This is a genomic window from Rhodococcus sp. P4_C10, from assembly GCF_056402135.1.
Map to the genome: position 1 here is coordinate 29110 of NZ_JBFUHZ010000020.1, position 24964 is coordinate 54073.

Sequence of the window (24964 nt, forward strand, 5' to 3'; positions counted from 1 at the left end):
TGGAAGTCCTTCACCTGCACCTTGTTGCCCGTCGAACCGCTATCAGTACGCTGCGTTGGCTCCGTACTGAGCCTGAGCACTCGTGAAGCCTTCGAACTCCAACTGCTCGATCAGGCCGGACTGACTGAACGAGGTGTAGCCGAGGTAGTCCTTCGCCTTCTTAACCGCCTGCTCGTTGTAGTCCGTTCCCAGGCTGTCGACCGCAGAAGTCGCGTCCGAGTTGCTGAAGCCTTCGAACTCCAACTGTTCGATCAGTCCGCTGCGGCTGAACGCAGTGTAGGACAAGTAGTCCTTTGCCTTCCTGACTGCGTTGCTCTGGCTGGCGGGAACATTGGGCTTAGCCGGGACAGCCGCAGGTGCGTTCGGCGGGACATACGCCGTGGTGGCCGGAATCGGAGGAGGGGTGTACGCCGGAACCGGGGCCACGTACGGAGTGGTTGTCGGAGCAGCTGTGGTTGTCGGAGCAGCAGTGGTGGTTGTCGCTGGTGCAACCAACTTGACCGTGGTCGGCGTGACTGCCTTCGCCTCGGGCTCGTCCTTCGGTGCCGGGTTTGCGATTCCGATGATGACGAACAGTGCAATCACGGCTCCGACGATCCAGGGCCACTTGCGCTTCTTCTTCGGGCTCTCGACCGGGAGCTGCTCTGGGTAGCCAGGAGTTTGCGTCATGCGGTAATGAATACCAGGCGAATCCGACAGTCAAACGATCGACAGCGCCAAAACGACAGAGCCCCACCCTCAACCGAGGGTGGGGCTTCTTTGCTGCTCTGGCCCTAGGGGCGTACCTGCCGTAGATCCCGCGGTCCTCGCCGAGCTCCGGCCGAGCTCCACGCTCTACGCACGAAATAGCCCCCGCCGATCCGGAGATCAGCGGGGGCTATTAATCAACTCGGCCGACGCATGACCACTCGGCAGATGCCGAGCAGAGGAGGCAACACCGCGGCCACCGCGATCGGATTCGAGCTGAACGCGACCATCGCCAGGATCGGACTCGACGCCAACATCACGACGACGAAGGTAGTGCGGTCAGCAGCCAGATCTTCATGGAATACGGGATCCATTCGGACCAGAATGTGTCCATCTCGATCACCGTCCGCTGCCCGACCCGTCTAGCCATGCTAAACCCGCGGCATGCCCAGGCAGAAGCGCTTCCCGGGACCTTGAGGACAGGGCCAGAAGGTACCTCGAAAGAGCCGAGAATGTCCTCTCCAGAATCTCCATTCACGACTGCACTCGCTGGCGGAACGGAACAGCCCCCCACCTGACGATCGGTGAGGGGCTGTTCACGCTCAGCGTGCTACGCCAGTTGATCCGTCCAAACCTTGATCCGGTTCTCACGGGCCTCGTCACGTTGCCGCCTCAACTGGCCGACATTGAGTACGAACGCGGCACCACACGCGGCGGCAAGTGCAAGGTCAGACCACCCAAGTTCACGTTGGCTGGCTGTCACGAACCAGGCGGCCATCAGCAGACTTGAGATCACGGGCAAATACTTGCGCACGGCGTGGCCTTTCTCTCGGTCCCACCAGTTAGCCTAGCTCACAGACCCCAGTCTCCCGGATACGCCAAAACAGGCCCATTGCAATCCTTTCGAGATGCGGCTGCGTTGCTCGCTCAGCCAATCGCGGCGAAATCTGGTCAGAATCGACGCCCGCGGATCGATGCCAATCTCACCAATCACTCACTGATGCGGGTCCTTTGGCTCGAGATGGTTTCACGCAGCACCCGGACATGACGCTGTTCAGGCAGCAGCCAGCCCCGCCATCGCCGAACCACTCACCGCGACAACAGACTCCCCCGCAACCACCAGCCGAGGCTGCCCTCCGGACTCACCCAACTCCTCGACGGCCCACACCACCTCCCCGGTGCGCGGCGCCATCGCGAACGCCCCGCGCCCGTCTCCCCCGTACACCAGGTCGCCGTCGTAGCCGACGTACTCGGACGCGGCATCGGTCTCCCGCTGCCACAGCCGTTCGCCGGTCGCCAGGTCGAGCCCGGACGCGGTGTCGCCGGAATGCACCAGCACCGTCTCCCCCACCGCGGCAACCGAGGTGGCGTCCCGCAGTTCGTCGTTGTGCCACACCCGCTCGCCCGTGGCCCGGTCGTAGGCGCCGTCACCGATCACCATCGGAAGCTCGCGATCGACCTGCCGCTCCGGCTGCGCCGTCACTCCCGTGGCCACGCTGGTCAGCACTCGTCCGTCGGCGGCGCGGGCCTCGATCTCCCGCAGGTGGCCGGAGCAGTCGGTGCGGCCGACCAGTGTCACCGGACCGGCAACGATCGCGGCCGACTCGACGCAGTCCGGCACGACCCTGGCCCACGTCTGCCGGCCGGTGCGGGCGTCGAGTCCGACGGCATCCCCGGCCACCTGCACCAGCGCGACGTCACCGGTCACCGTCAGCACCGCCGTGCCGGGCACGGCCTCCCAGCTGCCGCTCACCTCGACGGGGGTGCTCCAGTGCGCGGCCGGGTCCGCGACGCTGCCGGCGTGCACCCGCACGTCGGCGTCCTCCGGGTTGCCCTCCACCGTGAACACCCGGTCGCCGTCGACGGCGATGCCGAACGACGTCCAGTCGGTCGCGGTGCGGGTGACCTCGCCGGATCGGGCGTCGACGGCGACGATCTCGTCCCGCCCGTCGTACCCGGCGGTGAAGCAGACGACGCTCTCGCCCAGCGGCCTCGGGGCACAGCCGCCCAGGCCGTCCGCCGGCACCTGCCAGCGCACCGCGCCGCTGCCCGCGTCGACACCGACCAGCCGCGCGTGGTCGAGCGAGTAGCCGCCGGGCTTGGGCAGCCCGATCGCGGTGACGACGGCGCCGCCCACCGCGATGCCACCGCTGTCACCTGAGTCGAACTCGGTGCCCCACACCGGGTTCCGGAACTGCGCGAACTTCCGCCCGTAGGCCTGCTCGGCGTCCAGGCGCCAGGACTCGGCGGCCGGCGGACCCGCCGGCCTTGGTTCCTCGGTCGGCACCGGCGGGTAGTCGGTGTACCCGGCGCCGGTGAACGACGGGGCGGCCCCACCGGGTGGCTGGTCCCGGCCGAGCACCACCAGGGCCGCGGTCACGGTGACGACGGCAACCACCGCCGCGACGATCAGATTCCGCGTCTCCCGCGTCACGGCAGGTCCAGACCCGGTGCGACGGCCAAGGATTCGAGTTGCTCGAACGTCGGCAACTCGGGCCCGCGCCAGCTCACGGAGACCCGGGTGCCGGACGGCCGGGTGACGGTCACCTGGCGGTAGCTGCCGAACTGGCCGCTCGGTCCGGTCCGGGCGCTGACCGAACCGTCCGGGAGCGAACGGATCTCGGTGCGGTCGTGCTCGGCCGCCGGGTCGTACGGATCGAGCGGGACGGGCGGTCTGTGACCGCCGCCGATCCCGACGGTCAGCGTCCCGGGACCGCCAGGCCCGGCGGTCCCGACCTCGACGCAGACAGCGTTGCGGCCCGCCCCGCCGAGCTGCAGGGCGTCGAGCGGCTCGTCGAGGGTGACGCCGGCCGGCGCGCCGGCCTGCCACGCGGCGTCGAGCGCGCCGCCCAGGCGGGCGAGATCCTCCCGGGTCAGCTCCCGACCGGAGGCCTCGGAGTCGGCGCTGCAACTCTCCCGCGGCGCCGGGGTGCCCGGCGGCACCGGCGCGGTGACCCGCAGCCCGGGGGCGGTCACGATCGCGGTCAGCTCGTCGAGGGTCAGTGGGAACTCCGCCGCGGCCTCCGGCTCCCCGTCGCTCCCCACCGCCACCTCGTCGCTGACCTGAGCGAGCACGGACGACCCGTCGGGCAGATAGCCCGTCGCCGACCGGCCGAACGTCCGGAACGGGCCGACCTGGTACCAGGTCTCCTGCAGGTCGACGACGGTGCCGTCGGGCCCGGCGACGCGGCGGACGAGATCGCCTGCCACACAGGTCGGCACGGCACGGTTCCAGTTGGCCACCTGCACGTTGAACTCGCCGGGCTCGGATCCGCGGTCGAGGTTGGTCCAGAGCGCGGTCCAGCCGGGGACGTCGTCCCGATCGTCCCCGCCGAAGTCGGCGATCGGGTCGAACACCAGCGGCCTCGCGAGGTCCACCTCCGCGTCCGGCGGCAACGCCGCGGCCAGCGCCTGCGCCATCGCCGTCGCCTTGGGCCCGGAGAACCACGGCTCACGGGGATTGTCGTACGTCTGCTCCCCGAAGCTCGAGTAGGCCGCCCACTCCGTTGTGGACGGGGGCTCGACCGCGTCGCAGCCGGGAATCTGCGCCGGGTACCGCACCGGCGGGGTGAGGTAGTCCTCCGCGGCCGCCCGCGGGTCCTCGGTCGGCCGCTCCGGCGGACGCGTCAGCCCGGCGACCACCACCCCGACCGCCACGATCGACACCACCACCAGTGTGTTCGTCCAGAAGGCCGGCCTGCGCCACCACGGCCGTGTCATCGCCTCGTCCACCCGTTCCCCGTCCCTCGACTCGTCGTCCCTCATGTCCCTTTCGTCACATTCACCCCCTGCGTTACCGGCGAGTCGCTCCCCCCTCCAGCCGTTCGTTTCCTGTATAGGGACACCGCTCCCGCGGTAGAGTCAGTCAGGCATTTGGCGACTTCTCGAGGAGCGCTACATGGAACCAGCCGGGGGCCTGGGCCTGAAACACCCGGGCTGCAACACCTCTCACGAGAACCCGTGCGCGATCAGCAGGCGCAGCGGGAGTACGCATCAACCGCGATACGACGCCGCGCGAACTGCGGCACTGCCGTCGAGTGGCCCCCGACCGGGCCGCCGATACGAGGTCCATCGTCGAGTTCACCATTGGGGATTGCCATGAAAATGGCCAAGGCTCTTGTCATGCCCGTGCTCGTCTTTGCCGCCGTCGCCGTCGCCGCGGGCTCGGGCACCGCCGGCGCGCAGCCGATCCTGCCGGGTCTACCCGAAATGCCCGCGCTTCCGGCGCTGCCGCCGCCACCTGAACTGCCGCCGCTTCCGCCGCTTCCGCAGTTCACTGTCGCGGATCCGGTGCTGCCCGGTCTCCCCGCGATCCCCGGCCTGCCCCCGCTACCCACGATCCCCGGACCACCGGCGGTCCCCGGACCGCCCGCGGTCCCCGGAATCCCCGCGGTCCCCGACGCTTCGCAGGTGACCACGATGATCGCGGACCAGGCCTGGCCGGAGAACCAGGCCAAGCAGGAGGCCTTCCAGCACGCGGCGGACGAGGTCAGCATCGGCTGGGCCAACGGCGGTCAGCAGAAGATGATGGTCGGCTCGGTCGTCGGCATGCTCGTCGGCTGCGTGTCGATCTTCCCGAACTTCATGGCCGGCTGCATGATCGGCAACGTCGTGGGCGCCGGCGTCGGCGCCATCATCGGCATCGACGAGGGCAACCCGAACGCGAAGGTCGCGGTTCAGGAATTCATGGCCACACCGTGACGCACTGACCATCCGGCGGGGTGCGCAGGGGCGAGCGCCGTCAGTTCGACGCGCCCTTGCGTACCACCGTCAGCTTGGACAGCCGCGACGAGATCCGGCGGTCCTCGCCGTCACGCAGCAGGGCAATGCCGGACCGGACCTCCTCGACCGCCCAGGTTCCAGCCGTGTCGGAAATGTGCACCAGGTCTCCGACCTGCACGGTCTCGCTCATCGAACTCTCTGCCTCCACGCTCGCTGGGGCACGCGAGGGCGCGCCCGCCGACACCTCGGTCGACACAGACAATTATCGCGCGCGATGTAACCGCGCTCACGCGCGGACCACCCGAACCCGCCGGATGTCGCGGATCGACGCCGCTACTCGCCGGTCGTGCCGTCGCCTGCCGCCGATTCGCGGTCTGCCTTCGCCTTCGCGGCGGCCTCCCGCATCTCGAGGCCGTCGGTGATCCAGTCGCCGATCTCGCGGGTCACGTCCCGGACGGCACCGGCGATGATCACCGCGATGTTCCCGACCCGCTCGGCGCCGGACTCTGCCAGCTCCTGGACGGTGTCCTTGCCCAACTCGAAGTCGATCCCGATTCGGTGTTCCATTAGTGATCCCCCTCAGACGGTGGCCTTCTGGCGCTCGACGATAACACCGGGCGGACGCCCGGGACGGGCGATGAACGGCGGCAGGGCCAGGGCGAAGATCTTGCCCCACACCGATCCGATCTGCTTGAAGAAGCCGCCGGTGTTGTAGGGCAGGCCGTGCTTGGCGCACAGCGCCCGGACCTGCGGCGCCATCTCCGGGTACCGGTGCGCGGGCAGGTCGGGGAACAGGTGGTGCTCGATCTGGTGGGAGAGGTTGCCGGACATGACGTGGAACGGCGGGCTGCCCTCGATGTTGGCGCTGCCGAGCATCTGCCGCACATACCACTGACCCCGCGTCTCGTCGGCGGTCTCGTCCTCGCTGAAGGTCTGCACCCCCGTCGGGAAGTGACCGCAGAAGATGATCGAATAGGTCCACACGTTGCGCACCAGGTTGGCGGCGGCATTGCCGAGCAGGGTGCTGACGAAGAGCGGGCCGGTCAGCGCCGGGAACAGCACGTAGTCCTTGAGCACCTGGCGGCCGGCCTTGCGCCACATCCCCTGCAGCAGCGGCTTCACGTCGTACCAGGACCGCTTGCCGCTCACGATGTTCTCCACCTCGAGGTCGTGCAGCATGACGCCCCACTCGAAGAACGTCATCAGCGCGAACGCGTAGACCGGGTTCCCCAGGTAGTAGGGGTTCCACTTCTGCCCCTCGTCCATCCGCAGGATGCCGTACCCGATGTCCCGGTCGCGGCCGACGATGTTGGTGTACGTGTGGTGCATGTAGTTGTGCGAGTGCCGCCACTGGTCGGCCGGGCAGACGGTGTCCCACTCGAACACCCGGGAGTTGAGCCCGGGCTCGCGCATCCAGTCGTACTGGCCGTGCATGACGTTGTGCCCGATCTCCATGTTGTCGAGGATCTTGGAGATCCCGAGCGCGCCCACGGCGGCGAGCCAGAACGGCGGCAGGAAGCCGAGGTACATCAGGCCCCGGCCGGCGACCTCGAAGCCGCGCTGCGCCTTGATCACCCTGTAGATGTACTCGCGGTCCGCGGCGCCGAGGTCGGCGACGACCCGGGCGCGCAGTTCGTCGAGTTCGCGGCCGATCTCCTCGACCTGCTCGTAGCTGAGTACAACCGGCCCGTCGGACGTGCCGGTGTCGGACTTGCCGCCGCCCAGGAACGGCAGCGTGCGGATGGACAGACCGAGCATTGGACTTCTCCTGACGATTCGACGAAGTTTCGGTGGTGTGGGGCTCAGAGGTCGAGGCTGACGTCGCCGACCGCTGCCGAGACGCACAGTTGGATCGGCCGGTCCGGGTCGGCGTCGACCTCGCCGGTCCGCAGGTTTCGGGTGCATCCGCTGGTCTTGACCGTGGTGCAGGTGAAGCAGATGCCCATCCGGCAGCCGAAGTCCGGGTTCAGGCCCGCCGACTCGGCCTGCTCGAGCAGGCTGGCGCCCGAGTTCGGGGCGCTGACTCCGGACGCGGCGAAGGTCAGCTCGCCGGTGGCGTCCGCGTCGGCCGCGGCCGGCGCGATCGTGAACTCCTCGCTGTGCAGCCGGTCGGCGAGCCCCCGGCCGTCGTAGAGTTCGCGCACCGAGCGCATCAGCGCGGCCGGCCCGCACAGGTAGGTCTGGGCCCGGCCGGCCCACAGCGCGACGGCGTCGAGGTGCGCGGGCCCGAAGTGTCCGTGCAGGTCTCCCCCGCCGCCGTCGCCGGTGTACACGAGCTCGAGCGTGAGGTTGGCGTGCCGGCCGGCCAAGGCCGTCAGCTCCGGCAGGTAGGCGACGTCGCCGGCGGTGCGGGCGTAGTGCAGGAACGCGATCGGGCCGGCGTGGCCCTCCGCGAGGAGGGTCCGCAGCATCGCCAGCACCGGGGTGATGCCGCTGCCGCCGCTGATCAGCAGGACATGCCCCGGCCGCCGGTCCGGGAGCCGGAAGGTGCCGTCGGCGGGCGAGAGGTCCACCACCAGCCCCACCCGGGCCTCCCTGTTCAGGTAGCCCGAGACCACACCACCCGCATGCTCCTTGACGGTGAGCTCGAGGCCGGCGTCGTGCTGCGAGCCGGCGGGCGAGTAACAGCGGGTGTGCCGCACGCCGTCGACGACCACGCCCACCTGGACGAACTGCCCGGCCTCGAAGCCCCGCCACTGGCGGGTCGGCCGCAGGGTGAGGGTGACGGAGCCGGTGCCGCGCCGGACCGCGGTGACCTCGGCGCGCAGGTCGCGGACCGTGACCATCGGATCGACCAGTTCCAGGTAGCGGTCGAGGCGGTGCGGGGTCACGAGCGACTCGAGCAACGAGACCAGCGAGGGCCGGCGGGCGGGCCGTGACGGGCGGGACTGCAGGGCCACTGCGACCTCCTGGGCCGTAGAAGGGAAAGGGTCGGACACGGGGATCAGACTTCGACACTTTCAGTGAACAGTCGTACTCCAATTAGTGTGACAGGAAGTGGCAGGTAGATGTCAACAGTCCGGGCCGAACTCGTGTCCCACGACACACCCGTGCACAAATTACGGTGCACACCCGGACACCGGTCCGAGCTCACCTACACTCGGAGCCGTGACGGAGCCGGAAACCAGAGCCGAACGCAAGGAACGCACCCGCCAGGCCCTGCTCGACGGGACGCTGGAGATGCTCGCGGACCGCGGCTTCGCGAGCCTGAGCCTGCGCGAGGTCGCCCGCTCGGCGGGCATCGTGCCGACGGCCTTCTACCGGCACTTCAGCTCGATGGAGGACCTCGGGGTGACCCTCGCCGAGGACGGCATGCGGGTGCTGCGCCGGATGCTGCGGGAGGCCCGACGCGACCGCGGCGCCGCGGGCACCACCACCGTCCGCGCGTCGCTGGACATCCTGCTGCGTGAGGTGCGCGCCCACGAGGGCCAGTTCCGGTTCCTCGGCCGCGAACGCCAGGGCGGCGCCCCCGCGGTGCGCCGCGCGATCTCGACCGAGCTGCGACTGTTCGCGAGCGAACTGACCATCGACCTCTCCCGGATGCCGGCGCTGGCGAGCTGGCCGGTCGAGGACCTGGAGATGGCGGCCGACCTGATCGTCGCGGTGATGATGACGACCGCCGTCGACGTGCTCGAGGTCCCCGCGGGCAGCCGCGAGGAGCGGGCCGTGGTCGCCCGTGCCGAGCGCCAGCTGCGCCTGATCCTGGTCGGCATGGGGTCGTGGCGCACGAACCCGGAGGCCGGCTGACAGCGGCATGGACGGCGTGCTGGAGGAGAATCCACTGTTGTGGCAGCAAAGAAGGACGTTCCGACCGATCCGGCCCGCACCCTGGCACTGCTGTGGGGCCTGGAAGGCAAGGCCGGGCGCAAGGGTCTGAGCGTGGATTCGATCGTGGCGGCCGGCATCGCCCTGGCCGACGCCGAGGGACTCGATGCCGTCTCCATGCGGCGGGTGGCCGAGCGACTCGACGTCGGCGCCATGTCCCTCTACACCCACGTGCCGGGCAAGGCCGACCTGATGGACCTGATGCAGGACGCGGCGCTCGCCGGGCTGTACGCGGACCTCGACGAACCCGCCCGCGCGCCGGGCGGGTGGCGCGGCGGCATCGAGTTCGTCGCCGAACGCAACTGGGCGCTCTACCAGCGACACCCGTGGATGCTGTACCTGGCCGGGGCCCGCCCGGTCCTCGGGCCGAACACGAGCCGCAAGTACGAGGCGGAACTGCGGCCGCTCGACGGCATCGGCCTCACCGACGTCGAGATGGACTCGGTCCTGACGCTGGTGCTGGCGCACGTCGTCGGCACCGCCCGTCAGCTGGCCAGCGTGGCGGCGACCGTGGAGGAGTCCGGGCTCACCGACGCGCAGTGGTGGGGCATCGTCGGCCCGATCCTCGACCGCGTCATGGACGGCGAGCAGTTCCCGGTCTCCGGCCGGGTGGGCACCGCCGCCGGTACCGAGTTCGATGCCGCGTCCGACCCGATCCACGCGCTGCGCTTCGGGCTGGACCGCATTCTCGACGGCGTCGCCGAGCTCATCGGCTCACGCGCGCATCGGGACTCCGCCTCGCCGCGGCCGGATCAGTCCGGCGCGGAGTAGCCACCGGCCGGGTGCACCGCCACGGTCGCGACCACCCCGCGGTGGTCCGACCCGGGCAGTTCGACCGCCTCGGCGCCGGTGGCGCTCGCCCCGGCGACCAGGATGTGGTCGATCGCGAGCAGCGGCGGCCACCAGCGGTCCGCGGGGTAGGTGCGCAACACCCCGGCACCGGACTGCTCGGCGGCGTCCCGGAACCCGTCGTCGATCAGCGCCCGGTACTGCGCGTGGTCGAAGGTCGCGTTGAAGTCCGCTCCCACGACGACGGGCGCGCCGCCCGCCCGCAGGTCCCGCAGGATCCCCCGGACCTGCCCGAGTTCGCGCGACCAGATGTCGGTCTGCGGCCGCGGCACCGGCGGCAGCGGGTGCGCGGCCACCAGCACGAACGCCGGCCCGGTCGGCGGCTGCACCCGCGCCGAGACCATGTTCAACACGAACCCGAGATGCTCGGCCTCCTCCGACAACGGGTGCCGGCTCCAGATCCCGGTCCCGCCGCCCAGTTCCATCGGGCGCAGGTACCGGAACGGCAACTCCTCGTCGAGGCCGGCCGCGCCGAGCGCCGGCACCGCCCCGGGCGTGAGCTCGTTGACCGTCAGCACGTCTACCTGCCTCGACCGGACCTGCGCGACCACGCCGTCCAGGTCGTCGTTGCCGAAGAAGATGTTCGCCTGCATGACCGTCAGCTCCGCGGCCGCGTCGGCGACGCGGTCGGCGGTGTAGAGCGGCAGTTGCGTCCAGGCGGCGGCCGCCAGCACCGCCGCCGCGACCGCGGCCCCCGCCCACTGCCGGGCCGCGGCGAACGCGGCCAGCCCGACGACGCCGCACGCCATCAGCAGCGGCGCCGCCGAGGCCAGCACCACCAGGGTCGTCACGGTGGTGTCGAGGTAGTGCGCACCGACGCCGACCGCGGCCACCAGCACCGCCAACGACCCGAGCGCCACCGCCGCACGCCGAACCCACCGCATCGAATTCCCCCTCGAGATCGTCGCCCGAGTGTGCCCTACGGGCGAGAGGTCGCGGCAACACCCGGGCCGGGCGGGACGCCACGGCCCCGACCGGGGTCGGCGTTCCGGCCGGTCAGCCCAGCGCGCGCTTGGCCACCAGCGCCGCGCCGACCTGCGGCAGATCCGACGGATCCGACGGATTCAGTCCCGTCAGCTCGAAGACCCGGCGCATTCGGTAGTCGACGGTGTTGGCGTGGACGTGCAGCGTGGCGGCGGTGGCGCGACGGTTCAGCCCGCTGGCCACGTACGCCTCGAGGGTCTGCATCAGCTCCGGCTTCGAGGCCAGCGGTTCGAGCAGCCGGGCCAGTTCGAGGTGCGCCGGACTCGGCCGGCTCAGCTGGTACTCGAGCAGGACGTCGGAGAGCCGGTACAGCCCGGGCGGGCGGCCGGAGCGGGCGACGAGCGCGATGATCTCCGAGGTCTCGTGCACGGCGGCGGGCACGGCGGCGGGTTCGGCGATCGCGCCGGCGACCCGCAGGTCGGCGCCGACGACCACCCGCGCCCGCTCGACCATCTGCCGCAGTTCCTCCCAGTCCGGCGGCGAGGCCGGGCAGGGGATCAGGGCGGTACCGCCGCCGCTGTCGATCACGGTGAGCGCGGGCTCGCCGGTGATCCGGTCGAGCTCGGCCTGCAGCCGGCGCAGCTTGCGGCGGGCGGCGACGGTGCCGCTCACCCCGTAGCCGCGTTCGTCGGTGTTCTCGTCGATCGCCAGGCTCAACGCGAGGTAGTGCGGCGCCACCCGGAGGCCGGTGCGGCGCACCACCGCGTCCACCGGCTCGCCGGCCACCAGCGCCGACATCAGCGAGCGCCGCCCCGAGTTCTCCTGACTCTCCATGATCTGGCGTTCTTCGAGGTACGCGGCACTGACCGCGATGGTGAGCCGGCGCAGGAAGTCCAGGACCATCCCGATCACCACCTGGGTGTCGCCCATCTCGTCGGGGTCGGCGCCGGCGAACAGTTCCTCGGCGGCCAGCCCGATGCCCACGTGGTAGGCGTGCAGGATCGCGTCGAGCGGGACACCCTCCTCGGCGCGGCGGGCGGCCGAGTTGCGCTGCTCGACGAGCTCGGAGTCGTACGCGGCGCGGCGCTCACGGATCAGGGTGGCGAACAGCTCCATGTTGTGCTGGATGATGCCGGAAATCTCGCCGTAGACCTCTTCACGCGGCAACTCGCGATAGATCGGCAACTCGTCGATGAGCCGGGCGATGACCCGCGCGGTGAGCTCCGATGCCGACGCGTTCAGCCAGTTCGCGATCGGCCGTCCGCCGATTCGCAGGGGTTCATCTCTCCAAACGACCTTGTTGTTATCTGTCACAATTCGACCCCGACGTTTCTCATGAATAGCGCTGCTCACCGCGATACATGTGATGCATACCATGTTGCCGATTCCACAGACAACGGAACCGTCCCGATCATCCGGACGCCACACCTCAAGCGCCGGTACGGTTTTCGACCATGAGGCCACGCAGCGCCAGGAACGATGTCCGGACAGGCGCGGTCGAGGTGGGAGATTTCACCTTCGAAATCACCTCCGCGGGGCCACCCGAGGGCCCTCCGGCGGTCCTGTTGCACGGGTTTCCCGAGACCCCGGCGTGCTGGCTGGAGCTGACCGGGTACCTCACCGCCGCCGGACTGCGGGTGATCGCCCCGGCGCAGCGCGGCTACTCCCCCGGCGCCCGCCCCGTCGGCGTCGAGCACTACGCGATGCACCACCTCGTCGGCGACGTCGTGGGCCTGTTCGACGCCCTGGGACTGGACTCGGTCCACCTGATCGGCCACGACTGGGGTGCCGCGGTGGCCTGGGCCGTCGCCGCGACGCACCCCGACCGCATCCGCACCCTCACCGCGGTGTCGGTCCCGCACCCCACCGCGTTCAGCCGCGCCCGGCGCGAGGACGACGACCAGCGCGACCGGTCCCGCTACATCGACCTCTTCCGCGACGGCGACCGCGCCGAGACCCTGCTGCTGGCCGACGACGGCCGCCGGCTGCGTGCCGTGTTCGGCGACGTCGATCCGGCCCGGGTGGACGCGCACCTGCGGGTACTCACCGAGCCGGGCGCCCTCACCGCGGCACTGTCCTGGTACCGGGCCATGACCCGGGAGGCGAACTCGCTGCCGGCGGTCCGGGTACCCACCACCTTCGTGTGGAGCACCGGCGATGCGGCGATCGGCCGCGCCGGGGCGCAGATGTGCGGCGAATTCGTCGAAGCCCCGTACCGTTTCGTGGAACTGGACGGGGTCAGCCACTGGATCCCCGAGGTCGCCGCCCCAGCGCTCGCCGAGGCGGTACTGGCACGCGTCGAAGGGAATGAGCGATGAGCGGAATTGCGGTACTGCTGGTCGGAATCGTCCTCTGTTTCTGGGGAATCGGATCGCTGCACGTCGCGGTGCTGGCGGCCGGCTTCGGCCTCGGCTGGTTGATCGCCGACCTGTTCAGCGCGTCGCTCGCCACCCTCTTCCTGTTCGCCCTGATCGGGGCCGTCGCCTCGTGGGTAGTCACCACGCTGGTCTTCAAGTTCTCCGCCTACTTCATCGGCGGCCTCACCGGCGCGATGGCGGGCGCCAAGATCGCGGACGTGCTACAGCCGGGCGAGAACAACTGGGCCCTGAGCGGCATCGTGATCGTCGCGGTGGCGGTGGCCGCGGCCTTCCTCGCCGACAAGTACCGCGCCCGGGCGCTGCTGTGGCTGACCTCGATCGGTGGCGCCAGCATGATCCTGAGCGGCCTCGGCCGGACCACCAGTTCGCTCGACTTCCTGGCGCACCCGAGCCAGGGCTGGGAGCAGGTCACCTCGACGGTGCTGTGGATCGCGCTCGCCGCGGCCGGCTGGCTCGTGCAGCGCCGACTCTTCCCCGACAAGCTCCGGGTTCAGTCCGACGAGGGCGCCAAGAGGTAGCCCGGCCGCGGCGGACGGACCGGGAGCAGCGCGGCCAGCCCCACCGCCAGCACGATCAGCAGCCCCAGGATCCCGGCGCGGTCGCTGCCGAAGAGCCACGCACACAGCCCGAACAGGGTCGGCGCCAGGAACGACGCGGCCCGGCCGGTGGTCGCGTACAGGCCGAACATCTGCCCCTCGCGGCCCGGCGGGGTGATCCTGGCGAGGAAGGTGCGGGCCGCGGACTGCGCCGGACCGACGAACAGGCACAACACCAGGCCCAGCACCCAGAAGGCGAACGGACCCGACACCACGAGCAGGACGGCGCCCGCGCCGAGCATCGCGATCAGGGACCCGACGATGACCGGCTTGGGCCCGAGCCGGTCGTCGAGACGGCCCGCGGCCAGCGCGCCCGCCGCCGCCACCACGTTCGCCGCCACCCCGAACAGCAGCACGTCGGCGGTCGCGATGCCGTAGACGTTGACCGCGAGCACCGCACCGAAGGTGAAGACGCCGGCCAGCCCGTCGCGGAACAGCGCGCTGGCCCCGAGGTAGTAGACGGTGTGCCGGTCGGCGTCCCACAGCTCGCGCAGGTCCCGCCACAGCACCCGGTAGGAGCCGAGGAAGCCGATCTGTCCCGCCTGCACCTCGGATCGGGGCAGTTCCGGGACCGCGAGCAGCACCGGGATCGCGAACGCCGCGAACCAGACCGCGGCGAGCAGCACCACCAGCCTGATGTTCAGCCCGCCGTCGGTGCTGACGCCGAGCAGTCCCCGAGCGTCGCCGTCACCGGCGATGAAGCCGACGTAGCAGATCAGCAGCAACGCGATGCCACCGAAGTAGCCCATCGCCCAGCCGAACCCGGAGACCCTGCCGATGTTCTGCGGGGTGGACACCTGCCGGAGCATCGCGCTGTAGGGCACCTGGGCGAGCTCGAAGAGCACCGTCGCCGCACCGAGCAGGGTCAGGCCCAGCCACAGGTACTGGTACCGGTCCTGCACCAGGCTCATCGCCGTCATGGCGACCACCACCGCCCCGGTGAGCAGCGCGAGCGAACGCCTGCGGTGTCCGGTGGCGTCCGACCGCTGACCGGTCACCGGGGCCAGCACCGCGATCAGCAGGCCCGACGCCCCGAGCGCCCAGCCGAGCCAGCTGCTGGCCGAGACCGGGCCCGGCAGGTCCGCGCCCACCGAGTCGGTGAGGTACACCGAGAACACGAACGTCACGATCACCGCCGAGAACGCGGCCGAGCCCCAGTCCCACATCGCCCAGGCCAGCACCTGCCCCCTGGAAGTCGCCGACCCGATCGCCGCCGGCCCGATCGCCGCTGTCGCCATAGCGCGAGCCTAGGGCGAGGCGTGGCCCGTCGCCGGGACGTCACTTCGGAGTAACGATTACCCCGGAGTGCGGCGCCGCCCACCGCGCCGTTCCTAGTCTTTCGGGCAGCCCCTCTGTGTCGGTCCGTCGCCAAAGAACGGGAGTCCACGCATGCGCTGCCCGAGACTGCTGTCCCTCGCCGTTCCCGTCGCGGCCGCCTCGGCGGCGCTCGCGGGTTCGCCCGCCGTCGCCGATCCGGCCGCCGGCACCGGTCGGCCCGCCGACACGTACTACCTCTCGCTCGGCGACTCGTTGGCCGCCGGCTACCAGCCGGACACCGACCGGGACGAACCGGTCTCGTACAGCGACGACCTGTACGCCACGCTCCGCCAGTCCGATCCCAACCTGAAGTTCGTCCGGCTCGGATGTTCCGGCGAGACCACCGAGACGATGATCAGCGGCGGCAGGTGCACCTACCCCGGCGCGAGTTCCCAACTCGCCTACGCCACCCAGTTCCTGCGAGAGCACCCGGGACAGGTCCGGTACGTCACCGAGGACATCGGCGCCAACGACATCTACCACTGTCTCCGTGACTCGACCGGTTCCGCCGGCTCGTCCGGGGTGCCCGACATCGGCTGCGTCACGCAGAGCCTCGGCACCATCGGTGGCAACCTCACCACGATCAACGGCCAGTTGCGCGAGGCCGGCGGCGAGGGCCCCCGCTACGTCGGGATGAACTACTACGACCCCGCGCTCGCCGGCTGGGTCGACGGCGGGGCGGGCCGCGCGACGGCGGCGGCGACCGCGGCCGCCGCCAACGTCCTGTCCGCGACCATCGCCGGCGCCAACAGCGCGGTCGGATGGCAGACGGCCGACGTGGCCGGCGCGTTCTTCAACAACGACTTCGGCAATCCGGTCGACGTCCCCGGGTTCGGGTCGCTCCCCCGCAATGTCGCGTCGATCTGCACGTGGACCTGGATGTGCACCGACCAGGACATCCACGCGAACCCGACCGGACACCGGGTGATCGCGCAGGCCTTCCTGCCGCTGCTGACCGCCGCGCCCGCTCCCGGCACGGCGTCCGCCGGCGCCTCCTGAACCCGGGTCGTCGGCACGCGGCCGACGCCCGAGCGGATGCACCGCGTTGCATAGTCACCTCGTTGCATAGATACTCCTACCCGTGGCACTCGAACACGCGCTCCTGGTCTCGCTCTCCGAGCAGTCCGGCTCCGGCTACGAGCTGGCCCGCCGGTTCGACAAGTCGATCGGCTACTTCTGGAGCGCCACCCACCAGCAGATCTACCGGGTACTGAAGCGGATGGCCGCCGCCGGCTGGGTCGACGGCGAGGTCGTCGGCCAGGACGGCCGCCCCGACAAGCGCGTCTACCGCGTCAGCGACGCCGGCCGCGCCGAGCTCCGACGGTGGATCGCCGAGCCGACCGACGCCGGGCACCTGCGCAACGAGCTGGCCGTGAAGATCCGGGCGGCGGCACACTGCGACCTCGACGAACTGCGCACCGAGGTCGCCCGGCACCGCGACGCGCACGCCGGTCGCCTGGACCTGTACCGGCTGATCGAGAAGCGCGACTTCCCCGCCCCGCAGCAGCTCGCCGGCACCGACCTGCACCAGTACCTGGTGCTGCGCGGGGGCATCCGGGTGGAGGAGGGCTTCACCGCCTGGTGCCAGGAGGTGCTCGATGCCCTCTGACCTTCCGACCGCCCCCGACGTTCCGGCGCGCCACCAGCCAGCCGACCCCGACCCCCGAAAGGCCCCACCCGTGAGCAACCCGTACCCGAACCTGCTCTCGCCCCTGGACCTCGGCTTCACCACCCTGCGCAACCGCGTGGTGATGGGGTCGATGCACACCGGGCTCGAGGACCGCACCCGCGACGTGCCGAAGCTGGCGGCCTACTTCGCCGAACGCGCCCGTGGCGGGGTGGGGCTCATCGTCACCGGCGGCTACGCACCGAACCGCACCGGCTGGCTGCTCCCGCTCGGCGCTGACCTGATCACCAAGTCGCAGGCCGCCAAGCACCGCACGATCACCGACGCCGTGCACGCCGAGGGCAGCAAGATCGCCCTGCAGATCCTGCACGCCGGCCGCTACTCCTACCAGCCGCTGAGCGTCTCCGCGTCCTCCATCAAGGCCCCGATCAACCCGTTCCGGCCGCGGGCGCTGACCGGCCGCGGCGTCGAGTCGACGATCGACGACTACGTCCGCTGCGCCCGGCTGGCCCAGTCCGCCGGGTACGACGGCGTCGAGATCATGGGCGGCGAGGGCTATCTCGTCAACCAGTTCCTCGCCGCGCGCACCAACAAGCGCCGCGACGAGTGGGGCGGCAGCGCCGAGAACCGGCGTCGCCTCGCCGTCGAGATCGTCCGCCGCACCCGCGCCGCGGTCGGGCCGAACTTCGTCATCCTGTTCCGGCTCTCCATGGCCGACCTGGTCGAGAACGGGCAGACCTGGGACGAGATCGTCTCCCTCGCACGCGAACTCGAGGCCGCCGGCACCACGATCCTCAACACCGACATCGGCTGGCACGAGTCCAGGGTGCCGACGATCGTGACCTCTGTGCCGCGCGCCGCCTTCGCCGACTTCACCGCCCGGCTGGCCCGCGAGGTGGCCATCCCGGTGTGCGCGTCGAACCGGATCAACATGCCCGAGACCGCCGAGGAGATCCTCGAAGGCGGTGCGGTGCAGCTCATCTCGATGGCCCGGCCGATGCTGGCGGACCCGGAGTGGGTGCGCAAGACCGCGGCCGACCGCGGCGACGAGATCAACACCTGCATCGCCTGCAACCAGGCCTGCCTCGACCACGCGTTCGTGAACAAGCCCGTGTCCTGCCTGCTCAACCCGAGGGCGGCCCGCGAGACCGAACTGGTGCTCTCGCCCACCCGCCGGGCCAAGAACGTCGCGGTGGTCGGCGCCGGCCCGGCCGGACTGTCCGCGGCGCTGAACCTGGCCGAGCGCGGCCACCGGGTCGAGCTCTTCGAGGCGGGCGAGGAGATCGGCGGCCAGTTCGGGATCGCGCGCCGGATCCCCGGCAAGGAGGAGTTCGCCGAGACCATCCGCTACTACACGCGCCGGCTCGAGCTGGTCGGCGTGAAGGTGCACCTGGGCACCCGCGTCACCGCGCGCGAACTGCTCGACGGCGGCCACGACGAGGTGGTCCTCGCGACGGGCGTCACCCCGCGCATCCCGGCGATCCCCGGCATCGACCACCCGAGCGTGCTCTCCTACGCGGAACTGGTCCGCGAGGGGCGCCCGGTGGGGGCGAAGGTCGCGGTGATCGGGGCCGGCGGCATCGGCGTCGACGTCTCCGAGTACCTCACCCACGACGCCTCGCCGACCCTCGACCTGGCCGAGTGGAACCGCGAGTGGGGCGTCACCCACGACGAGTCGGCGCCCGGCGCCCTCACCGAGCCCCGGACCGAGCCGTCGCCGCGGGAGGTGTTCCTGCTCCAGCGCAAGGCCGGGCAGATCGGCAAGTCGCTGGGCAAGACGTCCGGCTGGGTGCACCGGGCGGCGTTGAAGAAGAAGGGCGTCGAGCAGATCTCCGGGGTGAACTACGAGCGGATCGACGACGACGGCCTGCACATCACCTTCGGGGACAAGCGCGAGCGGCCGCGGACCCTCGCCGTGGACAACGTCGTGATCTGCGCCGGCCAGGAGCCGGTGCGCGACCTCGCGGCGGAACTGCAGGCCGCCGGGATGACCACGCACGTGATCGGCGGCGCCGACGTGGCCGCCGAACTCGACGCCAAGCGGGCGATCGAGCAGGGCACCCGGCTCGCCGCGTCGTTGTGAGAACACAGGCGGCTCCGCCGCTCGTGCGCGGCCACCGTCCCCCTGGACCCGCAAACCGCGCACGAGCCGTGGGCCGGCTCGGCAACCCGCTAGCCTGACCCCGTGAGCCTGCCTACCCCCACCCCCGACACCCGCGCGGTCGTGACCGGCGCCTCCTCCGGCATCGGCGAGGCGCTGGCCGCCGAACTGGCCGCGCGCGGCCACTCGCTGATCCTCGTCGCCCGGCGCGGCGAGCTGCTCGAGGCGCTGGCGCAGCGCCTGACCGAGGCGCACGGCGTCACGGTGGAGGTGCGGGCGGTGGACCTGTCCGACCGCGACGCCCGCGCCGAGCTGACCGCCGAGCTCGCCGACCGCCCGGTCAGCATCCTGTGCAACAACGCCGGCGTCGCGACGTTCGGCCCGATCGCGGAGCTGGACCCCGGCTACGAGCGGGCCCAGGTCGAGCTCAATGCCGTTGCCGTGCACGACCTCACGCTCGCCGTGCTGCCGGGGATGCTGGCCCGCAACAGCGGCGGCATCCTCATGGTGGGGTCGGCGGCCGGCAACATGCCGATCCCGAACAACGCCACCTACGCCGCGTCGAAGGCGTTCGTGAACACCTTCTCCGAGTCGCTGCGCGGCGAACTGGCCGGCACCGGCGTCCACGTCACCCTGCTGGCGCCGGGCCCGGTGCGCACCGTGGAGCCCGATCCCGCCGAGGCCTCCATCGTCGACAAGCTGGTCCCCGACTTCCTGTGGATCTCCAGCGAGTACACCGCGAAGCTCTCTCTGGACTCGCTGGCCAAGAACAAGATGCGCGTGGTGCCGGGCCTGATCAGCAAGGGCATGTCGGTGGCCGGGCAGTACACGCCCCGCGCCGTCATCGCGCCGATCGTCGGCACGTTCTACAAGAAGCTCGGCGGGTAGCGGCGTAAGCCTTTGCCCCGCGGCCGTCAGGGTCCCGTCAAGGACGGCGGATCGGGCGGCCGCGGCGGGTACTCCGGAGGGTGAACCCCACCGTCAGGAGACACCGTGACCCTGCTCGAGATCTTCCCGTCGCTGCGTCAGGCGATGACCCCGCGGCTCGACCCCGCGGTGTGGCCGATCGGCACCCACGTCGACGACCGCGGCCGCATCACCGTCGCCGGGGTCGCGCTGGCCGACGTCGCCGACGAGTACGGCACCCCCGCCTACGTGCTGGACGAGGCGGACGTGCGGCACCGCTGCCGCACCTACCGCGAGGTGTTCCCGGATGCCGAAATCGCCTACGCCGGCAAGGCGCTGCTCACCCGCGCGGTCGCGCGCTGGGTGAGCGAGGAGGGCCTCTCGCTCGACGTGTGCTCGGCGGGCGAACTGGCGATCGCGCTGTCGGCGGGCGTCGACCCGCGCCGGATCATCCTGCACGGCAACGCCAAGACCCCCGGCGAGCTGAGCGCCGCCCGGGCCGCGGGCGTCGGCCGGGTGGTGGTCGACTCGTTCACCGAGATCGCGCTGCTCGGCTCGTCGCGGGCCCCCCGCCAGGACGTCCTGGTGCGGGTCACCCCCGGGATCGACGCGCACACCCACCGGGCCGTCACCACGGGCGTCGCCGACCAGAAGTTCGGCTTCCCGATCGAGCACGGCCAGGCCGACGACGCGGTCCGCCGGGTCCTCGGCCAGCCCGGACTCAATCTCGTCGGCCTGCACTGCCACCTGGGCTCGCAGATCACCGACCCCGCCCACTTCGCCGCCGCCGTGCACCGCATGGTCGGGCAGATGGAGCAGGTCCGGCGCGACCACGGGGTGATCCTCACCGAGCTGAACCTCGGTGGCGGCCACGGCATCTCGTACCGCACGGGCGAGCGCGACCTGGACCTGACGGCGCTGTCCGCGACCCTCGACGACGCGCTCGACGACGCCTGCGCGCGCAACCGGTTCCCACGCCCGCAGCTCACCCTCGAGCCGGGCCGCGCGATCGTCGGCCGGGCCGGGGTGACGGTGTACCGGGTGGTGTCGGTGAAGAAGATCGCGGGCGGGCGCACCTTCGTCTGCGTCGACGGCGGCATGAGCGACAACCCGCGGGTGGCGCTGTACGGCGCCCGCTACAGCGTCGCGCTGGCCAACCGGCACCCGCTGGGCGCGTCGAGCACGGTCACGGTCGCCGGCCGGCACTGCGAGTCCGGCGACGAACTGGCGGTCGACGTGGAACTGCCCGACGACCTGCGCCCCGGCGACGTGCTCGCGATGCCCGGCACCGGCGCGTACCACCACAGCATGGCGTCGTCGTACAACGCGGTCGGGCGGCCGCCGGTGGTCGCGGTCCGCGGCGGCGGCAGCCGGGCGCTGGTCCGACGGGAGACGGTCGAGGACCTGCTGCGGCGCGAGGTGTCCGGGTAGGCGTGGCGCCAGTCCTTACCGGCAAGTAAGTTGGGTTCCGTGTGGCGGGCGACACCATCGTCGCCGCCGGACACATCTCACCGCCACCAGGAGGACACCAGCCGATGCCGCGCCTTTCCGGAGCCACCGACCTGATCAAGGGCCTGGTCCCCATCACCCGCGCCGGCATCGTCGGGCCGATCGGGCCGGGCCGGCTCGCCGGGGTGGTCTCCGCCTGGTACCAGTGGGACTTCACCGCCGGCGGGCTGCTGGCGGTGGCCGCGCGCCGCGACGGCGACCGGGTGGCCGTCGTCGACGACCTCGGCGCGATCAGCTACCGCCGGCTCGACGCCGACGCGCACGCCCTCGCCGTCGCCCTGCACGACCGGGGCCTGCGCGAACGCGGGCGGATCGGCATCCTCGCCCGCAACCACCGCGGCCTCCTCGTCGCGATGGGCGCCTCGTCACGGCTCGGCACCGACCTGGTGCTGCTCAACACCGGGGCCTCGGCCGCCCAGCTCGCGGAGGTCGCCGCCGAGCAGAAGTTGGACTGGCTGCTGGTCGACCCCGAGTTCGCGGCACTGATCCCCCATTCGACGCTGCGGGTCGCCGTCTTCGACGACCCCGACGCGGCCCCCGACGACACCCGCGCCGACGGCTGGGCGCGGTTCGACGGGCTCCTCGAGGACGGCCGGCGCGGCGGCGTCTCCGGGCTGCCCACCCGCCCGCGCCGCGGCCGGATCGTCGTCCTCACCTCCGGCACCACCGGCACCCCGAAGGGCGCCAACCGACCCGAACCGCGCAGCTGGATGCCCGCGTCGGCGCTGCTGTCGCGGCTGCCGCTGCGCAGCGCCGAGACGACGGTGGTCGCGTCGCCGATCTTCCACACCTGGGGCCTGGCCGCCGTGCAGATCGCGCTCGCGCTGCGCTCGACCATGGTGCTCAGCCGGCGCTTCGACCCCGCCGCCACCGTCGCGCTGGTCGCCGAGCACCGGGCCAGCGCGCTCTGGGTGGTGCCGACGATGCTCCAGCGCATCACCGACCTGCCCACGGGCGAGCGCGCGGCGGACCTGTCGACGCTGCGGGTGATCGCGGCCAGCGGCTCCGCCATCCCGACCGGCGTCGTGCACCGGACCCGCGAGGTGTTCGGCCCGGTCCTCTACAACTTCTACGGCTCCACCGAGGTGAGCTGGGCGTCGATCGCGCAGCCCCACGAGCTCGACGCGCACCCGACCACCGCCGGCCGTCCCCCGCTCGGCACGGTGCTGCGGATCCTCGACGACCGCGGCGCCGAGGTGCCCCGCGGCACCGTCGGCCGGGTGTTCGTCGGCAACGGCATGCTCTTCGAGGGCTACACGCGCGACGGCGGCGAGAAGGAGGTCCGGGACGGCCTGATGTCCACCGGCGACCTCGGCCACTTCGACTTCGGCGGCCTGCTGTTCCTGGACGGGCGCAGCGACGACATGATCGTCTCCGGCGGCGAGAACGTCTACCCGCGCGAGGTCGAGGACCTGCTCAGCCTGCTGCCCGGGGTGCTGGAGAACGCGGTGGTCGGCGCCGAGGACGCCGAGTTCGGCGCCCGCCTGGTCGCCTACGTGGTGCGCAGCGGGGATGCCGACGGCGAGACGCTCAGCGAGGACGGCATCCGTACCCACGTGAAGGCCCACCTGGCCCGCTTCTGTGTGCCCCGCGAGGTCGTCTTCCTCGACGAACTGCCCCGCAACCCCGCGGGCAAGGTGGTCCCCCGCCTGCTCCCGCCGGCCTAGGCGGCTCCGCCACCTGTGCGGGGGGGGGGGGGGGGGGGGGGGGGCGGCGTTCTCCATGATCCGCTCGACGGCGCTCGGCTCGTCCGGCGGCGGGGGCGGCAGGTCCGGCAGGTCCGGCAGCAGCGGCGGCAGGTCCAGGCCGTCCGCGTTCGGCGCGCCGGAGACCTTGGCCGTGAGCCGCTCGTAGGCCGACTCGCGGTCGACGGTCTGCCCGTACTTCGCGTTCAGCGGGCTGGCCGCGGCGGCGGCCCGGATCGCGGGCTCGCCGACGGTGTCCATCAGCGACCGCGGCGGCGGGATCATCGCCCACGCCACCGGCGTCGGTGCGCCCTTCTCCGAGAGCACGGTCACCACGGCCTCGCCGGTGCCCAGCGAGGTCAGCGCCTTCTCCAGGTCGTAGTGCGCGGTCTTCGGGTACGTCCGGACGGTCTTGTTCAGCGCCTTCTGGTCGTCCGGGGTGAACGCGCGCAGCGCGTGCTGGATCCGGGCCCCGAGCTGCGAGAGCACGTTGTTGGGCACGTCGGTGGGCAGCTGGGTGCAGAAGAACACGCCGACGCCCTTGGAGCGGATCAGCTTGACGGTCTGCTCGACCTGCTGCAGGAACGCCTTCGACGCGTCCGCGAACAGCAGGTGCGCCTCGTCGAAGATGAACACCAGCTTGGGCTTGTCCACGTCGCCGACCTCGGGCAGCGTCTGGAACAGGTCCGCGAGCACCCACATCAGGAAGGTGGAGAACATCACCGGCCGGGCCGCCTGCGCGCCCAACTCGAAGAGCGTGACGACGCCCTTGCCGTCCGGCCCGACCCGCAGGAGGTCCTCGGTCTCGAACTCGGGCTCGCCGAAGAAGGTGTCGCCGCCGTCCGCCTCCAGGTTGACCAGGGCCCGCAGGATCACCCCCGCCGTCGCCGAGGACACGCCGCCGATCCCCTTCAGGTCGGCCTTGCCCTCGTCGGAGGTCAGGTGCGCGATGACCGAACGCAGGTCCTTGAGGTCGAGCAGGGCCAGGCCCTGGGTGTCGGCCCAGTGGAAGATCAGCCCGAGGGTCGACTCCTGGGTCGCGTTGAGCCCCAGCACCTTGCTCAGCAGGATCGGACCGAAGCTGGTGATGGTGGCGCGGACGGGGACGCCGATCCCGCCGGTGCCGAGCGAGAGGAACTCGGTGGGGAATGCGGTGGGCGCCCAGTCCGCGATGCCGGTCGACGCGGCACGGGCGGCGATCTTCTCCCCCGCCTCGCCGGGTGCGGACAGCCCGGACACGTCGCCCTTGACGTCCGCCATCACCACCGGCACGCCCGCGGCCGAGAGCTGCTCGCAGATCCCCTGCAACGTCTTGGTCTTGCCGGTGCCGGTCGCACCGGCCACCAGGCCGTGCCGGTTCAGGGTGGCCAGCGGGATCCGCACTCGCGCAGTGGGATCGACGACGCCGTCCACCATCACGGTGCCGAGCTCGAGCGCGGCACCGGCGAAGGCGTAACCGGCGGCGATTTCCTGGGCGGCCGATGTCGACGACGCCGGAGCCGGAGCCGAGCCACCCGCGGCGGACCCGCCGGCGGATTCGGCAGGCGCGGGAACGGATTCGGCCGGAGCCGGGCTGGTTTCCGCGGTGGCCGTGCTGCTTTCGGCGGGAGCCGGGGTCTCGACCTGCGTCGGCCCTGCCTGCTGCGCCGCGGCCTCCGCCTCACGCAGGGCCGCCGCGGCCGCGGCCGCCGCCTCCGCCGCCACCCGGGCAGCCTCCTCGGCCGCGGCCTGCGCCACCTTCGCCCTCTCCGCCAGCGAAACCTGGTCGGGCTTCGGCTCGGATGCTCCGGATGCGGTCGGATCCACCGTCATTCACGTCCTCCTGGTCGGGACTTCAA

Annotated in this window: 24 protein-coding genes and 1 pseudogene; 11 read left to right on the forward strand and 14 right to left on the reverse strand. The window is 71.4% G+C overall.

Annotated elements, in window-relative coordinates; genetic code table 11:
* Nucleotides 1-42 precede the first annotated feature (42 nt).
* The 5 genes from AC1DWC_RS15550 to AC1DWC_RS15570 all read right to left on the reverse strand — a co-directional run bounded on the left by AC1DWC_RS15550 (nt 43) and on the right by AC1DWC_RS15570 (nt 4452).
* Entirely contained in the window at nt 43-669 is a 627-nt protein-coding gene (locus tag AC1DWC_RS15550; RefSeq protein WP_477909418.1) for an Ltp family lipoprotein, read from the reverse strand.
* Between the two features lie 215 nt (nt 670-884).
* Nucleotides 885-1061: a hypothetical protein gene (locus AC1DWC_RS15555; protein WP_477909420.1), complete on the reverse strand. Its 177-nt coding sequence runs from the start codon at nt 1059-1061 to the stop codon at nt 885-887.
* A gap of 236 nt (nt 1062-1297) precedes the next feature.
* Complete coding sequence (locus AC1DWC_RS15560) at nt 1298-1501, reverse strand: hypothetical protein (protein ID WP_477909422.1); 204 nt, start codon at nt 1499-1501, stop codon at nt 1298-1300.
* 240 nt (nt 1502-1741) lie between these two features.
* A complete protein-coding gene (locus tag AC1DWC_RS15565; protein ID WP_477909424.1) occupies nt 1742-3121 on the reverse strand; it encodes an outer membrane protein assembly factor BamB family protein in 1380 nt (459 codons plus the stop codon).
* Entirely contained in the window at nt 3118-4452 is a 1335-nt protein-coding gene (locus AC1DWC_RS15570) for a hypothetical protein (protein WP_477909426.1), read from the reverse strand. The genes AC1DWC_RS15565 and AC1DWC_RS15570 overlap by 4 nt, the downstream gene beginning before the upstream one ends.
* A 333-nt stretch (nt 4453-4785) precedes the next feature.
* Between AC1DWC_RS15570 and AC1DWC_RS15575 the strand changes: the two genes are divergently transcribed.
* Entirely contained in the window at nt 4786-5388 is a 603-nt protein-coding gene (locus AC1DWC_RS15575; RefSeq protein ID WP_477909428.1) for a hypothetical protein, read from the forward strand.
* Nucleotides 5389-5428: 40 nt separating this feature from the next.
* Here AC1DWC_RS15575 and AC1DWC_RS15580 read toward each other — a convergent pair whose 3' ends face one another.
* From AC1DWC_RS15580 to AC1DWC_RS15595, 4 genes are all read right to left on the reverse strand, one after another.
* A complete protein-coding gene (locus tag AC1DWC_RS15580; RefSeq protein ID WP_169888300.1) occupies nt 5429-5599 on the reverse strand; it encodes a hypothetical protein in 171 nt (56 codons plus the stop codon).
* 143 nt (nt 5600-5742) lie between these two features.
* On the reverse strand, nt 5743-5976 hold the full coding sequence (locus AC1DWC_RS15585; RefSeq protein WP_477909430.1) for a hypothetical protein: 234 nt from the start codon (nt 5974-5976) through the stop codon (nt 5743-5745).
* Between the two features lie 12 nt (nt 5977-5988).
* On the reverse strand, nt 5989-7167 hold the full coding sequence (locus AC1DWC_RS15590; RefSeq protein WP_477909432.1) for a fatty acid desaturase family protein: 1179 nt from the start codon (nt 7165-7167) through the stop codon (nt 5989-5991).
* Between the two features lie 44 nt (nt 7168-7211).
* Nucleotides 7212-8309: a ferredoxin reductase gene (locus AC1DWC_RS15595; protein WP_477909434.1), complete on the reverse strand. Its 1098-nt coding sequence runs from the start codon at nt 8307-8309 to the stop codon at nt 7212-7214.
* A 208-nt stretch (nt 8310-8517) separates the two neighbouring features.
* Here AC1DWC_RS15595 and AC1DWC_RS15600 point away from each other — a divergent pair, with 208 nt between their 5' ends.
* A complete protein-coding gene (locus AC1DWC_RS15600) occupies nt 8518-9156 on the forward strand; it encodes a TetR family transcriptional regulator (protein WP_477839846.1) in 639 nt (212 codons plus the stop codon).
* Between the two features lie 39 nt (nt 9157-9195).
* Nucleotides 9196-10005 (forward strand): TetR/AcrR family transcriptional regulator, encoded by an 810-nt coding sequence (locus AC1DWC_RS15605; protein ID WP_477909436.1) that lies wholly within the window; start codon nt 9196-9198, stop codon nt 10003-10005.
* Here AC1DWC_RS15605 and AC1DWC_RS15610 read toward each other — a convergent pair.
* Together AC1DWC_RS15610 and AC1DWC_RS15615 are read right to left on the reverse strand one after the other, a co-directional pair.
* Nucleotides 9987-10967 (reverse strand): endonuclease/exonuclease/phosphatase family protein, encoded by a 981-nt coding sequence (locus tag AC1DWC_RS15610; RefSeq protein WP_477909438.1) that lies wholly within the window; start codon nt 10965-10967, stop codon nt 9987-9989. The genes AC1DWC_RS15605 and AC1DWC_RS15610 overlap by 19 nt on opposite strands.
* A 112-nt stretch (nt 10968-11079) precedes the next feature.
* Nucleotides 11080-12321: a PucR family transcriptional regulator gene (locus AC1DWC_RS15615; protein ID WP_477909440.1), complete on the reverse strand. Its 1242-nt coding sequence runs from the start codon at nt 12319-12321 to the stop codon at nt 11080-11082.
* Between the two features lie 140 nt (nt 12322-12461).
* On the opposite strand from AC1DWC_RS15615, the gene AC1DWC_RS15620 reads away from it, so the two are divergent.
* Nucleotides 12462-13325 carry an alpha/beta fold hydrolase gene (locus AC1DWC_RS15620; protein ID WP_477909442.1) on the forward strand — a complete coding sequence of 288 codons (864 nt, stop codon included), beginning with the start codon at nt 12462-12464 and terminating at the stop codon, nt 13323-13325.
* On the forward strand, nt 13322-13903 hold the full coding sequence (locus AC1DWC_RS15625; RefSeq protein ID WP_477909444.1) for a DUF4203 domain-containing protein: 582 nt from the start codon (nt 13322-13324) through the stop codon (nt 13901-13903). Before AC1DWC_RS15620 ends, AC1DWC_RS15625 begins: the two co-directional genes overlap by 4 nt.
* Here AC1DWC_RS15625 and AC1DWC_RS15630 read toward each other — a convergent pair.
* Nucleotides 13876-15219: an MFS transporter gene (locus AC1DWC_RS15630; protein ID WP_477909446.1), complete on the reverse strand. Its 1344-nt coding sequence runs from the start codon at nt 15217-15219 to the stop codon at nt 13876-13878. The genes AC1DWC_RS15625 and AC1DWC_RS15630 overlap by 28 nt on opposite strands.
* A 151-nt stretch (nt 15220-15370) precedes the next feature.
* Here AC1DWC_RS15630 and AC1DWC_RS15635 point away from each other — a divergent pair, with 151 nt between their 5' ends.
* From AC1DWC_RS15635 to lysA, 5 genes are all read left to right on the forward strand, one after another.
* Nucleotides 15371-16297, forward strand: a complete 927-nt coding sequence (locus AC1DWC_RS15635) for an SGNH/GDSL hydrolase family protein (protein ID WP_477909449.1) — start codon at nt 15371-15373, stop codon at nt 16295-16297.
* 82 nt (nt 16298-16379) lie between these two features.
* The gene (locus tag AC1DWC_RS15640) at nt 16380-16907 is read left to right on the forward strand and encodes a PadR family transcriptional regulator (protein ID WP_477909451.1); all 528 of its coding nucleotides are present in this window, start codon (nt 16380-16382) and stop codon (nt 16905-16907) included.
* 70 nt (nt 16908-16977) lie between these two features.
* Nucleotides 16978-19008 (forward strand): FAD-dependent oxidoreductase, encoded by a 2031-nt coding sequence (locus AC1DWC_RS15645; RefSeq protein WP_477909453.1) that lies wholly within the window; start codon nt 16978-16980, stop codon nt 19006-19008.
* Between the two features lie 102 nt (nt 19009-19110).
* On the forward strand, nt 19111-19914 hold the full coding sequence (gene cmrA, locus AC1DWC_RS15650) for a mycolate reductase (RefSeq protein ID WP_477909455.1): 804 nt from the start codon (nt 19111-19113) through the stop codon (nt 19912-19914).
* A gap of 105 nt (nt 19915-20019) precedes the next feature.
* Nucleotides 20020-21363 carry a diaminopimelate decarboxylase gene (lysA, locus tag AC1DWC_RS15655; RefSeq protein WP_477909457.1) on the forward strand — a complete coding sequence of 448 codons (1344 nt, stop codon included), beginning with the start codon at nt 20020-20022 and terminating at the stop codon, nt 21361-21363.
* 77 nt (nt 21364-21440) lie between these two features.
* Here the strand turns inward: lysA and AC1DWC_RS15660 are convergent, their stop codons facing one another.
* Nucleotides 21441-21776, reverse strand: coding sequence for a hypothetical protein (locus tag AC1DWC_RS15660; protein ID WP_477909459.1), 336 nt, complete (start codon nt 21774-21776; stop codon nt 21441-21443).
* Between AC1DWC_RS15660 and AC1DWC_RS15665 the strand changes: the two genes are divergently transcribed.
* Entirely contained in the window at nt 21672-23108 is a 1437-nt protein-coding gene (locus AC1DWC_RS15665; protein ID WP_477909479.1) for an AMP-binding protein, read from the forward strand. The genes AC1DWC_RS15660 and AC1DWC_RS15665 overlap by 105 nt on opposite strands.
* A 42-nt stretch (nt 23109-23150) precedes the next feature.
* Here the strand turns inward: AC1DWC_RS15665 and AC1DWC_RS15670 are convergent.
* Nucleotides 23151-24938 (reverse strand): annotated as a pseudogene (locus tag AC1DWC_RS15670) (helicase HerA-like domain-containing protein); the annotation flags it as partial.
* Nucleotides 24939-24964: the final 26 nt, after the last annotated feature.